Below are 14,078 nucleotides of genomic sequence, written 5' to 3'. Positions count from 1 at the left end.
ACCAGACCACACCACACGAAAGATAAAGGAAACACAGAGAATGAGCACAGTGCAGTTAGGGCTGAGATATTCAGCCGAACACGAGTGGGTCAACGATGAGACCCCAACCGTTGTTGGCATTACTCAGGTCGCGGCCGACGCGCTCGGCGAGATCGTCTACGTCGAACTCCCCGAGGTCGGCGATACCGTCACCTCGGGCGAAGTGATGGGCGAGGTCGAGTCGACGAAGTCGGTCTCAGACCTCTTCAGCCCGGTCACGGGCGAGGTCGTTGCGGTGAATGAGACCGTCACCGACGACCCCACCCTTGTGAACTCGGCCCCCTACGGCGAGGGCTGGCTCGTCAAGGTCGCCGTCACCCAAGAAGGACCCCTGCTCACCGCCGAGCAGTACGCACAGGAGAACGGAGTACAGCTGTGAAATCGTTTGAACAGATTGTCGCGCCATCGCTCAACGAGCCGATCGCTTCGCTTGATCCGCAGGTCGCTGGGCGCATCGACGCCGAGCTCGCGCGGCAGCGACGCGGGCTCGAGATGATCGCTTCTGAAAACCACACCGCGGTCGCGGTCATGCAGGCGCAGGGCTCGGTGCTCACGAACAAGTACGCCGAGGGCTACCCGGGGCGCCGCTACTACGGCGGTTGCGAAGAGGTCGACGTGATCGAGCAGCTCGCGATCGACCGCGTGAAGGAGCTGTTTGGGGCGGGCTTCGCGAACGTGCAACCGCACTCGGGCGCGCAGGCGAACGCCGCCGTGATGCACGCGCTCATTCGCCCGGGCGACACGATTCTCGGCCTGAACCTCGCACACGGCGGGCACCTCACGCACGGCATGAAGATCAACTTCTCGGGTCGCCTCTACACGGTTGCCGCGTACAGCGTTGACGAAGAGACCCTGACCATCGACATGGACGAGGTTGAGCGGCTCGCCCACGAGCACCGCCCGAAGCTCATCGTTGCCGGCTGGTCGGCGTACCCGAGGCAGCTCGACTTCGAGCGCTTCAGGGCAATCGCCGATGCGGTCGGGGCCTACCTCATGGTCGACATGGCGCACTTCGCGGGGCTCGTCGCCGCAGGCCTGCACCCGAACCCGGTGCCGCACGCCCACGTGACGACCTCGACCACGCACAAGACCCTCGCTGGGCCGCGCGGTGGCATCATTCTCACGAACGATGCTGAGATCGCCAAAAAGGTGAACTCTGCCGTGTTCCCAGGCCAGCAGGGCGGCCCGCTCGAGCACGTGATCGCCGGCAAGGCGGTCGCCTTCAAGGTCGCTGCGAGCGACGAGTTCAAGGAACGGCAGGAGCGCACGCTTCGTGGCGCCGCGATTCTTGCAGAGCGTCTCACCCAGGCCGACGTTGCCGCGAGCGGTATCAGCGTGCTCACGGGCGGAACCGACGTGCACCTCGTGCTCGTCGATCTGCGCGACTCGACCCTCGACGGGCAGGTTGCTGAAGATCTGCTCGCCGAGGTCGAGATCACGGTCAACCGCAACGCGGTGCCGTTCGATCCGCGCCCACCGATGGTGACGAGCGGCCTGCGCATCGGCACTCCAGCGCTCGCGACGAGAGGCTTCGGCGACGAGGCCTTTGCCGAGGTTGCCGACATCATCGCCCTGGCGCTCATTGCGGGCACGAGCGAGGGCGGGGCAGCCCCCGAACAGCTCGCGAGCCTGCGTGAGCGCGTTGCGGTGCTTGCCGAGGCGCACCCCCTCTACCCGGCGGTCGCGCAGCTGTCGTAGCGGGTCGTGCACAACGCAGTGGGCCGTGAGCGAAGCATCTTCGTCTCACGGCCCACTGCCTGTTTGCGGGGTGGGGTTACGACTCGTACGAGTAGAAGCCCTCGCCGCTCTTGCGCCCGAGCTTGCCAGCGTCGACGTAGCGGTGCAGCAGGTCGCGCGGGCCCTGGGGCAGGGTCGGGGTCTCGGCCGCGTAGTGCTCCTCGATGTCGAGCACGACGTCGAGACCCACCTGGTCCATGAGGGCGAAGGGGCCCACCGCGAGGCCCATGTTGGCCTTCATGATCGCGTCGACGTCTTCGGGCGTGCTGACGCCCTCTTCGACAACGGCGAGCGACTCGCGCTTGATGGCCGCCCAGATGCGGTTGAAGATGAAGCCGGTGCTCTCGGCGTGCGCGATGAAGGGCTCGAGACCGAAGCGGCGCAGCTCTTCGGCAACGTCGTCGAGCAGGCCTTCGGTCGTTTGGCCGTCGCTCATGAGCTCGACCGCCATGCTTGCCGGGGGCATCGCGAAGTGCATGTTGAACACGCGCTCGGGGTTCTTGACCTCGTCGATGACGAGGCGTGAGGCGTATGACGACGAGTTCGTCGCGAGCAGCGCGTCGTCGTCGGCGAGCTCATCGAGCTGGCCAAAGAGCGGGCGCTTGATGTCGAGGCGCTCGGGAACGGCCTCGACCACGAGCCATGCGCCGGGCAGTGCGTCGGCGACCTGCTCGGTCGCGGTGACCTTGCCCGCGGTGGCGCCCTTGCCCTGCTTGGTGAGGCGCTCGCTCAGCTCTGGCAGCGCCTCGTCGATGTAGGCGAGGGCTGCGTCGCGCTGGGCCTCTTGCAGGTCGGCGATGCGCACGTCAGACCCGCCCGCGGCAAAGACGGCTGCGATGCGGCGGCCGAGGGTGCCAGCGCCCACGACCACAATGGGGCGCTCAGAAACATTGGCCGGTAGCGAAAACTTCATGATATCTCTCCAATCGTTGGTGCAATCACCATGGTTTCTCGATACAATCTGTATTGAATACATTATGCATCGAGTTTCTGTGAGAGGAATCAGCAATGAATACGGGTGAGTCACGGGGCGACACCGGAGTCGCATCTGCTGGCCAGGCGGCAGCAACCGAGGGGCCACGCGCGGGCCAGTCGGCGCCGAGGGCACGCGTGCACACCCGGGCCGCGCTCATTGACGCGGCCGAGGCGATCTTTGCGGCGAGGGGCGTGCCAAGCGCCTCGATCGACGAGATCTGCAAACGGGCTGGCTTCACGCGGGGCGCCTTCTACTCAAACTTCAAGACCGTCGACGACGTGTTCTTTGCCCTGTACGAGCGCAAGACCGAAGAGGTCTTGAGTGGCATGGCGAGCTTCGACCAGGCAATTCCTGCTGCCGCGCGCGGTCGCGAGGCCGTGCTCGAGGCGGCGGCCGACGAGATGCTGCGCGTCATTCCCGCTGACACCCAGTGGTATGCGCTGCGGGCGCTCTTCGGGCTGCGGGCCTGGTCAGACCCCGATATGGCCGAGGTGCTGAAGGGCCACGGCGAGGCATTTCAGCGCCAGGTTGTTCCCGTGCTCGAGGGCGTTGCCCGAGCCGTGGGCGCGGCGCTCGTGCCCGACGCCGACGAGGCCACCCGCATCGTCATCGCCTGCCACGTCGGCTCGGTGCTGCAGGGACCATTTGTTGACAGCCCGCCGCGCCTGCGGCGAGATGCCATACTCACAGCGCTTCGGGGGGTGTTGACCGGCCCTCAGCCGGCCCACTAATCGAGGCGACCACACAGAAAAGAAAGGGTGAGCACTCATGTCTGAGTCACGCGTAGCCATTATTGGGGCCGGAGTCATCGGCCTGTCGTGGGCAGAACTATTTCTCGAGAGCGGGTGGGAGGTCTCGATCTTTGACGTTTCGCCCGACGCGGTGCCCAAGGGGCGCGGCTTCGAGGTTGCGTCATCGATCGAAGAGGCCGTGCGCGGCGCCGACCTCGTGCAAGAGAACGGCCCAGAGCGCCTCGACATCAAGCGCGACCTGCTCGGCCAGATCGCTGCCGCGGCATCAGACGACACGATCATCGCGTCGTCGACCTCGAGCCTGCTCCCGTCGCTCCTCGCCGACGGCAACGAGCGCGCCGACCAGATTCTCGTCGGCCACCCCTACAACCCGCCGCAGATCATGCCGCTCGTTGAGATCGTGCCGGGGCCCACGACCCGTGACGAGCTCGTGAAGCGCGCCGAGCGCATCTACCGCGACATCGGCAAGGTTCCCGTTGCGCTGCAGCGCGAGATTCCCGGCTTCGTCGGCAACCGCGTACAGAAGGCCGTGCTCGACGAGGCCATGTGGCTCATCAAGCACGGTGTCGTTGACGCACGCGCCTTCGACATCATCTTCCAGGAGTCGCTCGGCCTGCGCTGGGCGTCGATCGGCGTGCTCGAGGCTTCACACCTGGGCGGCGGGCCGGCTGGCCTGCGCCACATCATCGAGCACGTTGGCAAGGCGCTCGACGCGATCGAGCTGCACCGCCCCGACATGAGCGAAGCCGACCGAGACGCACTCGTGCAGCAGGTCGAAGACGCCTATGGCGTCGCCGACACCTACGCATCGCGTGCCGAGCGCCGCGACCGCATCACGCGCGCCGTGCGCGGAGCGGTTGGCGCCGAGCAGCTGCGACCGGTGCTGTATGCCCTCGACGTGCTTGAGGGCAGCGTCAATCGGGTCGATCCGCACACGGGCGAGGTCACGCAACTGCACACGGGGCTCACCGAGGCTCCCGACGGCCTCGTCGTCGATACGAAAGCCGGCCACATCACCTTCACCTGCATGGGTGAGCCCGATGGCGAGGCGAAGGCTGGCCAAGAGCCCGAATTCGCGACCGTCAACGGTTCGGTGCAGCGCATTTCGCTGGGCGGCGGATCGGCGCAGGTCATCGTGCCGCGCGGCTCGTTCACCACGGGCAAGCAGATCACGAGCGACCCGGCGACCGGCCGCCTCTTCTGGAGCGACCGCGAAGGCCGCGGTATTTACCGTGCCGAGGCCGACGGAAGTGGCCTCACGCGCCTCGTCGACACGAGGGGAACGGGCGAGACCGAGGTGCAGGAGTGGTGCGTTGGAATCGCCGTCGACCCCGAGGCTGGTGATCTGTTCTGGACCCAGAAGGGCGCGACCGGGGCTGCCGAGGGGCGCATCCTCAGGGCTTCACTCGAACTACCCGAGGGCGAGACGGCCGCGACGCGCACCGACATCGAGACCCTGTGGAGCGGCCTACCCGAGCCGATCGACCTTGAGATCGACGCCGAGGCCCGCATGCTGTACTGGAGCGACCGCGGTGAGGGAACCGACGGAAACACGCTGAACCGCGCGCCCATTCCCGAGACCGGCGCGAAGGGCTGGCGCCCCGCGATCTTGTCGCGCGGCTTCGACGAGGCGATCGGCCTCGCCCTCGACACGGTGCACCACGCGGCCTACGTCGCCGATCTGTCGGGTGCGATCAGGCAGATCGACCTCGGCAGCGGCGCAGAGCGAGTGGTGGCGACCCTGCCGGGTGCCGCGACCGGCCTCGCACTCGCCTGGGAGTAACGCAGGAGGCGATGCGCTCAGGCGCCCGTCGTAGCCCAGCGCTCGACGGCGCCGAGCGCATCGCGCGACAGCTCGTCGCGCTCGATGCCGGTCTCGCGGCTGAGCGCCTTGAGCAGCCCCGCCCGGCTCGCGTAGCCCGATGCGGTGGCCGCCGCCTGCAGGCTCGTGCCGCCCCGAAGCCGCGCGACCGCGACGTTGAGCCTTGCCCGCGCTCGCCAGCTCGTAAATGACAGACCGGTTTCGTCGCGAAAGAGTCGCTGCATGTGGCGGGGGCTCGTGCCGGCGAGGGCCGCGAGTTCGTTGAGCGTTGACGAACTCGCGATGCACGCCTGCGCGACCGCTCTCGCGGCCGGGTGCGCGGGGGTGAGTAGTGGAAAGCAGTCGAGCCGCATGGTGCTGAGCACCTCATCGAGGGCGACGCGAAACACGTGCACCTCTTCGGGGGTGCGGGGCCCTGCCCCGAGAATCGTTGCGACGAGTCGCGTGAGGTCGGGAACGATGCCGAGCAGCTGAATGGGGTTCGGTGGGATCGTCTGCGGCGAGAGGAACGGGCCAAACACGACGCTCTCTTGCGTGTACCTCGCCGAGTGCTCGACGTTGGGCGCGAGCCAGAGGTTCTCTTTCGGGCCGAGGCGAATGGGGCGGCCCTCGACGACGAGGTCGGCCGCGCCGCTCACGACGTGAATGAGGTGCGGGTACTCGTGCGAGTGGGTCTCGTGACCGAGAAAGCGCACGGCGTTCTCGGGAACCACCGAGAGTAGGTCAGCGCGCAGCAACGGCCCATCCCCTCGGTGTCGCCGCCAGTGCTGGGCCAAAACCGCCGATTTGCGCGCCGATGTCGTGCCGGTTCGAACCCGGTGTCGGCTTGGTGTCGCAAAGCATGACTTTCGCCTTTCTCGAGCAGTTTGGTAAGTGTAGCCTAACTAACATCATATGAAGCGGGGCTGCGACCTGCCCCCGAGATGTCTCGCACCTCACTGATTATCCCAAGAGAGAAGCTTATGCTTTTGCGTTCCCGAAACCCACTCGTTCCCGTCATCGCGGCCCTGCTCGGCGCCTCGGTGCTGCTCACCGGTTGCTCATCGTCAGAGAAGCCTGCCGACACCCAGGCCGCCGAAACCGCCGAGGCCACCGAGCGCACGGTCACGACCGAACAGGGCGAGGTCACGGTGCCCGCCGTTCCCGAGCGCGTCGTCGTGCTCAACTATGCACTCGCCGGTTACCTCTACGACCTTGACGTGCCCGTCGTCGGCACCACCTCAGAAGACTTCGACCACGAGGCCGGTTTCTCTGAGATGTGGGGCGACGGCCCGAAGAAGAACGACACCGAGTTCATCACCTGGGGTATGGACGGCTTCGACCTCGAGGCCATTCTTGAGCTCGAGCCCGACCTCATTGTCGCCGGCGGCATGGGGCTGCCCGGCGGCCTCGCTTCGAAGGGCTACGACCAGCTCTCGCAAATCGCGCCGACCGTCATCGTGAACAAAGACCTCACGACCTGGCAGGAGCAGTTCGAGTTCATCGCCGACGACCTCTTCGGTCGCGCCGACGACTACGCCGATCGACTCAAGGCCTACGAAGATCGCGTCGCCGAGGTGAAGGCGGCGATTGACGTGCCCGCCTCGCCAGCGTCGGTGCTCACGATTACCTCTGACGGCACCCCGTACCTCCTCTTCGAAGACACCGGCCTGCCGCAGGAGCTTGAGGCGCTCGGCTTCACCGCAGCACCGCTCGTCGAAGAGCACGGCCTCGAGCCCTACAACCCGGGTGGCGACATGGCGACGCTCTCGACCGAACAGGTTGGCCAGCTGCTCGCAGACGTTCCAACCCTCTTCATCACGGGCTTCAACACCGACACAACCGATGTCGCGACGCTCGCGAAGCAGCCCGTCTGGGCCGGCACCAAGGCCTTCTCAGACGATCACGCCTACGACCTGCCGTACTGGACCGTGCGCGGTGACTACGACAAGGCGCTCGCTCTGCTCGACATCATCGAAGAGCAGTTCTCGTAGCGAGCACTCGGGGCACCTGAAGGAATATCGCCATGGCACATCACGATCTCATCATTCACCCGCTCGTTCTGCGGTGCGTACACGTCACCCGCATCGTCGACGTGACACCGCGCATGCGCAGGGTCACGCTCTCGGGTGAGCAACTCGCGGCGTTCTCGAACGGGCAGCACGACCTGCCCGCCTTCGCGAGCCCCGGTTTCGATGACCACGTGAAGCTCATTTTTGCGAGTGATAGCGATATTGCTCAGGTGCTGCCCGAGCAGCTCCCGAACGGGATCGAGTGGGCGCCGGCCGAGACAAGGCAGGGCCGCGACTACACCCCGCGCCGCTTCGACGCGGCCACGGGCGAGCTCGATCTCGATTTCGTGATGCACGGCGACGGGCCGGCAGCGAGCTGGGCGCAACGTGCCACCGTGGGCGCTGCGCTCTGGTTCGCCGGCCCCAAGTCGTCGACCGTCGTTCCTGACGACGCTGACTGGGTGCTGCTCGCGGGCGACGAGACGGCGCTTCCCGCGATCGGTCGCTACTTCGACGAGCGGCCGAGCGCTGCCCCAGTGCGCGCGGTGATCACGATTGCCGATGCCCGCGCCAAGCAAGAGTTTTCGCTCGGCCCGAACGATCAGGTCGAGTGGGTGATCGCCCCTGAGCACGATGAGCGGGCGCTCGCCGAGGCGGTTGCGAAGCTGCAGGTGCCCGGCGGAACCCCGTACGTCTGGGCCGCTGCCGAGAGCCGCGCGCTCCTGCCCGTGCGCAAGCTCGCGAAGGCGCTCGGCGCGGCCAAATCGCACACCAACATCACCGGTTACTGGCACAAGACGCCAGAGGCCGACGCCCCCGGCCAGCTCGCGCACGAGCCCACGCTGCCAGAGATGCCCATTACCTGGTTCGCCGTGCGTGCGGCCCTCAGCATCGGCTTGCTCGACGCGCTCGCCGCAGAACCGATCTCGCTCGAGACGCTCGCCGCCAGGCTACGTGCCACCGCGGGCGAGCTCGACGCGCTCACCGAGTTGCTCGTTCAGGCGGGTCTCGTCACGCGCGACGACCAGGGGCTCCTGAGCCTCGACCGCCTGGGCGAAGAGCTCTGCGAAGACGAGCACGAGCAGGAGCATTACGTGGGCTGCGAGGCCGACCAGGTGCTCGCGCTTCAGGCACTGCCCGAGGCGCTCGGCAGCGACCGCTCGGCCTGGGAACACGTGAGCGGATCATCGCTGCGCACCTCGGTCGAAACGAACACCGAATACTACGAAGAGCTCGTCGACGAGGCCCGCGGCCTGCCGCACGTGCTCACGGGCCTCACGCGCCAGGCCGTGTGGGGCGAGGCGCCGAAGGTCGCGGTGACGGGGCCGGGGGCGCTCGAGGTCAGCGAGGTGCTGCAGGCCGAGGTTGGCGCGAGCATCACGGTGTTCGAGTCGGCTGGCCCGCTCGCGGTTCTGCGTCAGGTCGCTCACGAGGCTCCGTGGGCGTTTGCCCAGGGCGTGCCCGAGGGTGCCGATCTCGTGGCGACGGCCCTTGCCTTCGGCCACCGCAGCGACGCCGAGGTCGTTTCGCTCCTGCGCTCGCTCGCGGGTGCTGCCGAGCGACTCGTGCTCATCGAGCGGCTAAGCCCAGACGGGCTGAGCCCCGCGGCGAGTGCCGCGCAGGCCCTCGTCGATTACGCGGTGCTCGGCGTGCCGACCCGCACTCCCGAGGCGACCCTCGCACTCGTGGAGGCTGCCGGCTGGTCACTGGTTTCACGTGAAAAGCTTGGCTGGGGCATCGAGAGCCTCGAAGTGATTGCGACGGCCGGGCGCTAGTGCCCGCTATGACGCCGGTGCCGAAGTCGCGGCACCGTATCGCTTGGCTGTGCGTTTCGCTCGTTGTGCTCGCTTGCGTGTGCGCAGCGAGCATCGCGATTGGGTCGGCGAAGTTGCCGCTCAGTACGGTGTGGGCCGCGCTCACCGACCCCGATGGCAGCATCGACCACGCCACGGTGCTCACGCTCCGGGTGCCCCGCACGCTGCTTGGCCTGCTCGTGGGGGCGGCGCTCGCAGTCTCGGGCGCACTCATGCAGGGCCTCACGCGCAACCCGCTCGCCGACCCCGGCATTCTCGGGGTGAACGCGGGCGCCGGTTTCGCGATCGTGCTCGGTGTTTCGCTCTTCGGGGTGACTCGCATCTCGCAGTACCTCTGGTTCGGGTTTATCGGTGCTGTTGCCGCTGGCATGCTCGTCTACTTCGTGGCCGCCAGGGGCGGGGGCGGCGCGACGCCGCTGCGCCTCACGCTCGTCGGTGTTGCGCTGAGCGCCGTGCTTACGGGCTTCTCGCACACCCTCGCGATGCTCAATACGCGCACCTTCGACCGCATGCGCTTCTGGGGCGCTGGCAGTCTCGCCGACCGTCCCGAGGGCACGATGCAGGTCGTCTTGCCCTTCATCGCGATCGGCCTCGTGCTCGCCTTCACGACCGCGCGAGGCATGAACGCCCTCGCCCTCGGCGACGACCTTGCGCGCTCGGTCGGCTCACGCGTGGGCTTCACGCGCGCCCGCGGAATGATCGCGGTCACCCTCATGTGTGGTGCCGCAACCGCGGCCGTCGGCCCCATCGGCTTCGTGGGCCTCATGGTGCCGCACGCCGTGCGCTTCATGGTCGGGCCAGACCAGCGGTGGATCCTCCCTTTCTCTCTCGTCTTGGGCCCCACGTTAGTGCTGACCTCTGACATTCTTGGGCGCGTGATCGTCTCGCCAGCCGAGCTGCAGGTCGGCGTCGTCACCGCCTTTCTCGGTGCCCCCGTGCTCATCGCGCTCGTGCGCCGTACGAAGGTGGCTGCCCTATGAGCGCAACGGTTGTTCTTCGCGCCGGTCGCTTCAGCCGCCGCACGACACGACGCGCGATCGTCGTGCAGGTGCTGCTCGTCATCGCCGTCGTCGCCTGCTCGCTTGCGGCGCTCACCCTCGGGTCGCGCTCGCTCTCCATCGAGCAGGTGTTTAACGCGCTCTCACCCGGCGCAACAGGAATCGACCGCATGGTCGTCGTTGAGTGGCGCGCCCCGAGAGCCCTCGCGGCCGTGCTCTTTGGGGCCTGCCTCGGCGTGAGCGGTGCGATGTTCCAGTCGCTCACCCGCAACCCACTGGGTAGCCCAGACATCGTGGGGCTGAACACCGGTGCCTACACGGGCGTCGTCGTCATGCTCATGATGGGCAACACCGGCTACGGTTCGCAGGCCGTTGGCGCAATAGTCGGCGGAATCGGCGCTGCCATGATCATCTACCTGCTCGCCTACCGCCGCGGCATGGGCGGATTCAGACTCGTGATCGTGGGAATCGCGGTCTCTGCGATGCTCGCCTCGGTCAACGTGTGGTTCTCAGTGAACGTCGATCTCGAGCTGGCCGCCGAAGCCGCGGTGTGGGGTGCGGGCAGCATTAACGGCGTCGAGTGGCCGGTCGTCATCGCCTCGGCGGCCGTCGCCGTGCCGCTCGTCGTGATGCTGCCGATGCTCGCCCGAAGGCTCAGGCAGTTGCAACTCGGCGACGACACCGCGGCGGCGCTCGGCGTGCCGCTCGAGCGTAGCAAGGCCCTCATCGTCATTGTCGGCGTTGCGCTCACCGCCCTCGTGACCGCGGTCGCGGGCCCTGTCGCCTTCATCTCGCTCGCGGCGCCGCCCATCGCAACCCGCATCACGGGGCGCAAGGGAACCCTCGATCTCGTGGGTGCGGCCCTCGTCGGCGCGCTCTTGCTCTCGGCCTCCGATCTCATCGCCCAGCACGCGATTCCGGGCGCGACGCTGCCCGTCGGCGCCGTGACGGTGTGCCTCGGCGGTCTGTACCTCATCTGGCTCCTCTTTCGTGAAAGTGCACGCTCATGACCGATCTCGCACCACCCGCCGCAGCCGCCGCCGAGGCGCGCCTGACAACCGAGCACGTTTCGGGCGGCTACGAGCGCACCGTCGTTTTGCACGATGTCACCGTGCGGGTGCCAACGGGCTCGTTCACCGCGATCATTGGCCCGAACGCCTGCGGAAAGTCGACGCTGTTGCGCATGCTCTCGCGCCTGCTCAAGCCGAGCGAGGGCAAAGTGCTGCTCGACGGCGCAGACATTCGCCGCACCTCGGTCAAGCAATTCGCGCGCCAGCTCGGCCTGCTCCCGCAAACGCCGATCGCCCCCGAGGGCATCACCGTCTCAGAGCTCATCGCGAGGGGCCGCCACCCGCACCAGGGCGTGCTCGCCCAGTGGAGCCGAGACGACGAGGCCACCGTCGAGCGTGCCATGCAAGACACCGGCGTCACCGAGCTCGCCGAACGACACATCGATGAGCTCTCCGGCGGCCAGCGGCAGCGGGTGTGGATTGCGATGTCGCTCGCCCAAGAAACCCCGATTCTCTTGCTCGACGAGCCCACCACCTACCTCGATATCGCCCACCAACTCGAGGTGCTCGAACTCGTCGTTCGCCTGCGCGATGCCGGCCGAACGGTCGTCGCCGTGCTGCACGACCTCAACCAGGCCGCGCGGTACGCCGACCACCTCATTGCGATGCGCGACGGCGAGGTCGTGGCGCAGGGCTCACCTCGCGAACTCATGACCGAGGCCACCGTCGAGCGGGTCTTCGGGCTCGTCTCGCGCGTCATCACCGACCCCGATACGGGCTCGCCGATCGTGCTCCCGCGCGCGAAGGTCTGACGCGTCGCTGGGCGCCCGCACGCCCGGGAGGCGCTAGGGCGGCCGGGCGCTGGGGGATGATCCGCCGTCTCGCCCTCGCCCTCGCCTTCGCCCTCGCCCTCGTGTGGTCACTTCTCGCCCTCGTGTGGTCAAAAAGTGTCGAAAATCTCGCCGAAATCGACACTTTTTGACCACACGGCGAGCGGCGACGAGCGCCCACACAGAAACCCGTGCGCAGGCGGGCGAACCTGTGCAAAAATGAGGGCATGAACCGCATCAACGGCAGAGCGCTCGGCCTCTGGAGCCTGCGTTTCGACGCCATCTACTGCGCGCTGCTCGGCGCCGCCGTCGCGGTGGCCTCGGCGCAGATCGCCCGCACGATCGCGCTGCCGGCGTGGCTGCTCGCAGTCGCCGGCATCGTCGTCGTGGTGTGGGCCGGACTCGTGATGGTCATGGTCGCGAAGCTGCGGTTGCGCATCGCGCTGCGCCTCGTCATGGGCGTGAACATCGTGGCGGCGCTGCTCGTGGCCGCGTGCTCGATGACGGCCGGGTCGATGCTGGCCGCGCTCATCGTGGTGGCGATCGCCATCGACATTCTGCTCTTCGCGGTGAGCCAGGCCCTGGCCCTGCGCACCTTACCGGCGCCCGCGGGGGTTTAGCGAGGGGCACCCGGGGCGGATCTTCCCGGTGCTCACCATTTTCGTGCGGATCACCTCGGTGCGCGCTATTCCCGTGCGGATCCTCGTCGGCGCGCGCCAATCCCGTGCGGATCCTCCTCGTGTGGTCACTTTTCGCGCTCGTGTGGTCAAAAAGTGTCGAAAATCCCGCGCGGGTTCTAACGGTGGTTGCAACACCCGAGACAATACAAGGGTGGACACTGACATGAAGTTCTCAAGGAACATGCTTGCTGAGCATGTGAACACGATCTGGGATATGCGAGCTGCTGGCTTCACCGCACGAGAGATTGGTGAACGGGTAGACAAGAGCGAAGCCGCGATCTTGTCACATATTCATTCGCAGGGCGGGGTGAGACCCCGAAGAGTAGCCCGGGTGTCGTCGTTATCGTTCGAGGAGCGTATCGAGATTCAGGCGTTATGGACGGCAAAGGCTGGGATTCGTGAGATCGCGAGGAAGTTGGGGCGTGCCCCGTCAACAGTGAGTCGTGAGATTCGGCGGAACGCGTTCTTTTCTTCTGAACGGGCTCGTAGGCCGAGGTATCGGGCAACACAGGCACAATCGCAAACGTTTCAGCGCGCCCGCAGACCGAAACCGTCGAAGCTGGTAACGAATCCGCGGTTACGGCGTTTTGTGGAGGCTGAACTATCGTTGAAGCGGTCACCGGAACAGGTTGTGGGCAGGCTACAGCGCGAGTTTCCGGATCAGCCGGAGATGCGAGTGTCACACGAAACGATCTATCAAGCGATCTATCTCCTTGCCAGGGGTGGGCTCAAACGCGAGCTTGAGGTTCGGGTTCGTACGGGGAGGAAGATCCGACACAGTCACCGTTCTGGCCAGTCTAGGCAGGGCCGAATTGCTGGGATGGTGAACATTGTTGACCGTCCCGCAGAAGCACTTGATCGGGCTGTTCCTGGGCATTGGGAAGGTGACTTAATTATCGGGAAAGATGGCAAGAGCGCTATCGGGACGGTCGTTGAACGCCACTCGAACTATCTATTCCTTGTTTGGTTAGACCCCTCGTTACCGCGGGTAGAAGCAGTCACTGAGGGGCTTATCGCGAAGATGAAAGAGTTACCTGATGTGCTTCGTCGGACTCTCACCTGGGACCAGGGCAAAGAGATGAGTAAGCATCAAGAAGTCGCTATGGGAGCTGATATTGATGTGTTCTTTTGCGACCCGCACTCGCCCTGGCAGCGGCCGACGAATGAGAACACGAATGGGTTACTGCGGGAGTATTTCCCCAAGGGCACTGATCTGAGTGTGTTCAGTCAGGCAGATCTCGATTATGTTGAGTGGGAGATGAACGACCGGCCCCGGAAACGGTTAGCGTTCGCGAAGCCGGCCGAGGTCATCGAAGAGATACTGTTGCGCTGACCGCTAGAAACCGCCCGCCGAAATCGACACTTTTTGACCACACGGCGAGCGAAGCGGGGGGGGGGGGGGGGGGGGCTCGCGGCCGACCAGCCGGCA

Annotated in this window: 13 protein-coding genes; 11 read left to right on the top strand and 2 right to left on the bottom strand. The window is 66.4% G+C overall.

The annotated features are described in order from the left end of the window. The first annotated feature begins 40 nt into the window (after positions 1 to 40). Complete coding sequence (gene gcvH / locus JSO19_RS06275) at positions 41 to 418, top strand: glycine cleavage system protein GcvH (RefSeq protein ID WP_270910469.1); 378 nt, start codon at positions 41 to 43, stop codon at positions 416 to 418. Then, entirely contained in the window at positions 415 to 1,737 is a 1,323-nt protein-coding gene (gene glyA / locus JSO19_RS06270; protein WP_270910467.1) for a serine hydroxymethyltransferase, read from the top strand. Before gcvH ends, glyA begins: the two co-directional genes overlap by 4 nt. 76 nt (positions 1,738 to 1,813) lie before the next feature. On the opposite strand, the gene JSO19_RS06265 is transcribed toward glyA, so the two are convergent. Beyond that, positions 1,814 to 2,689, bottom strand: a complete 876-nt coding sequence (locus tag JSO19_RS06265; RefSeq protein ID WP_270910466.1) for a 3-hydroxyacyl-CoA dehydrogenase family protein — start codon at positions 2,687 to 2,689, stop codon at positions 1,814 to 1,816. A 95-nt stretch (positions 2,690 to 2,784) separates the two neighbouring features. Here JSO19_RS06265 and JSO19_RS06260 point away from each other — a divergent pair, with 95 nt between their 5' ends. Together JSO19_RS06260 and JSO19_RS06255 are read left to right on the top strand one after the other, a co-directional pair. Then, entirely contained in the window at positions 2,785 to 3,483 is a 699-nt protein-coding gene (locus JSO19_RS06260) for a TetR/AcrR family transcriptional regulator (protein WP_270910465.1), read from the top strand. A 37-nt stretch (positions 3,484 to 3,520) separates the two neighbouring features. Next, positions 3,521 to 5,287, top strand: coding sequence for a 3-hydroxyacyl-CoA dehydrogenase NAD-binding domain-containing protein (locus tag JSO19_RS06255; RefSeq protein ID WP_270910464.1), 1,767 nt, complete (start codon positions 3,521 to 3,523; stop codon positions 5,285 to 5,287). A 17-nt stretch (positions 5,288 to 5,304) separates the two neighbouring features. Here the strand turns inward: JSO19_RS06255 and JSO19_RS06250 are convergent, their stop codons facing one another. Next, entirely contained in the window at positions 5,305 to 6,063 is a 759-nt protein-coding gene (locus tag JSO19_RS06250) for a helix-turn-helix domain-containing protein (protein WP_270910462.1), read from the bottom strand. Between the two features lie 225 nt (positions 6,064 to 6,288). Between JSO19_RS06250 and JSO19_RS06245 the strand changes: the two genes are divergently transcribed. From JSO19_RS06245 to JSO19_RS06215, 7 genes are all read left to right on the top strand, one after another. Further along, positions 6,289 to 7,299, top strand: coding sequence for an ABC transporter substrate-binding protein (locus JSO19_RS06245; protein ID WP_270910460.1), 1,011 nt, complete (start codon positions 6,289 to 6,291; stop codon positions 7,297 to 7,299). A gap of 32 nt (positions 7,300 to 7,331) precedes the next feature. After that, positions 7,332 to 9,092, top strand: coding sequence for a siderophore-interacting protein (locus JSO19_RS06240; protein WP_270910458.1), 1,761 nt, complete (start codon positions 7,332 to 7,334; stop codon positions 9,090 to 9,092). Positions 9,093 to 9,100: 8 nt separating this feature from the next. Then, a complete protein-coding gene (locus JSO19_RS06235; RefSeq protein WP_270912106.1) occupies positions 9,101 to 10,111 on the top strand; it encodes an iron chelate uptake ABC transporter family permease subunit in 1,011 nt (336 codons plus the stop codon). Further along, a complete protein-coding gene (locus tag JSO19_RS06230; RefSeq protein WP_217133062.1) occupies positions 10,108 to 11,139 on the top strand; it encodes a FecCD family ABC transporter permease in 1,032 nt (343 codons plus the stop codon). The genes JSO19_RS06235 and JSO19_RS06230 overlap by 4 nt, the downstream gene beginning before the upstream one ends. Next, on the top strand, positions 11,136 to 11,951 hold the full coding sequence (locus JSO19_RS06225) for an ABC transporter ATP-binding protein (RefSeq protein WP_270910456.1): 816 nt from the start codon (positions 11,136 to 11,138) through the stop codon (positions 11,949 to 11,951). The genes JSO19_RS06230 and JSO19_RS06225 overlap by 4 nt, the downstream gene beginning before the upstream one ends. Before the next feature lie 245 nt (positions 11,952 to 12,196). Next, the gene (locus JSO19_RS06220) at positions 12,197 to 12,589 is read left to right on the top strand and encodes a hypothetical protein (RefSeq protein ID WP_270910455.1); all 393 of its coding nucleotides are present in this window, start codon (positions 12,197 to 12,199) and stop codon (positions 12,587 to 12,589) included. 241 nt (positions 12,590 to 12,830) lie between these two features. Then, positions 12,831 to 13,982 carry an IS30 family transposase gene (locus JSO19_RS06215; RefSeq protein ID WP_442915703.1) on the top strand — a complete coding sequence of 384 codons (1,152 nt, stop codon included), beginning with the start codon at positions 12,831 to 12,833 and terminating at the stop codon, positions 13,980 to 13,982. The last annotated feature ends 96 nt before the right edge of the window (positions 13,983 to 14,078 follow it).

Source organism: Leucobacter sp. UCMA 4100 (genome assembly GCF_027853335.1).
In the GTDB taxonomy this organism is placed as follows: Bacteria; Actinomycetota; Actinomycetes; order Actinomycetales; family Microbacteriaceae; genus Leucobacter_A.
This window is presented reverse-complemented; position numbering and strand designations above follow the sequence as displayed.

What these genes read in the sequence shown, in the direction of transcription:
- gcvH (WP_270910469.1), top strand. Translation starts at nt 41, where the DNA reads ATGAGCACAGTGCAGTTAGGGCTGAGATATTCAGCCGAACACGAGTGG.
- JSO19_RS06265 (WP_270910466.1), bottom strand. Translation starts at nt 2,689, where the DNA reads ATGAAGTTTTCGCTACCGGCCAATGTTTCTGAGCGCCCCATTGTGGTC.
- JSO19_RS06260 (WP_270910465.1), top strand. Translation starts at nt 2,785, where the DNA reads ATGAATACGGGTGAGTCACGGGGCGACACCGGAGTCGCATCTGCTGGC.
- JSO19_RS06255 (WP_270910464.1), top strand. Translation starts at nt 3,521, where the DNA reads ATGTCTGAGTCACGCGTAGCCATTATTGGGGCCGGAGTCATCGGCCTG.
- JSO19_RS06245 (WP_270910460.1), top strand. Translation starts at nt 6,289, where the DNA reads ATGCTTTTGCGTTCCCGAAACCCACTCGTTCCCGTCATCGCGGCCCTG.
- JSO19_RS06240 (WP_270910458.1), top strand. Translation starts at nt 7,332, where the DNA reads ATGGCACATCACGATCTCATCATTCACCCGCTCGTTCTGCGGTGCGTA.
- JSO19_RS06235 (WP_270912106.1), top strand. Translation starts at nt 9,101, where the DNA reads ATGACGCCGGTGCCGAAGTCGCGGCACCGTATCGCTTGGCTGTGCGTT.
- JSO19_RS06230 (WP_217133062.1), top strand. Translation starts at nt 10,108, where the DNA reads ATGAGCGCAACGGTTGTTCTTCGCGCCGGTCGCTTCAGCCGCCGCACG.
- JSO19_RS06225 (WP_270910456.1), top strand. Translation starts at nt 11,136, where the DNA reads ATGACCGATCTCGCACCACCCGCCGCAGCCGCCGCCGAGGCGCGCCTG.
- JSO19_RS06220 (WP_270910455.1), top strand. Translation starts at nt 12,197, where the DNA reads ATGAACCGCATCAACGGCAGAGCGCTCGGCCTCTGGAGCCTGCGTTTC.
- JSO19_RS06215 (WP_442915703.1), top strand. Translation starts at nt 12,831, where the DNA reads ATGCTTGCTGAGCATGTGAACACGATCTGGGATATGCGAGCTGCTGGC.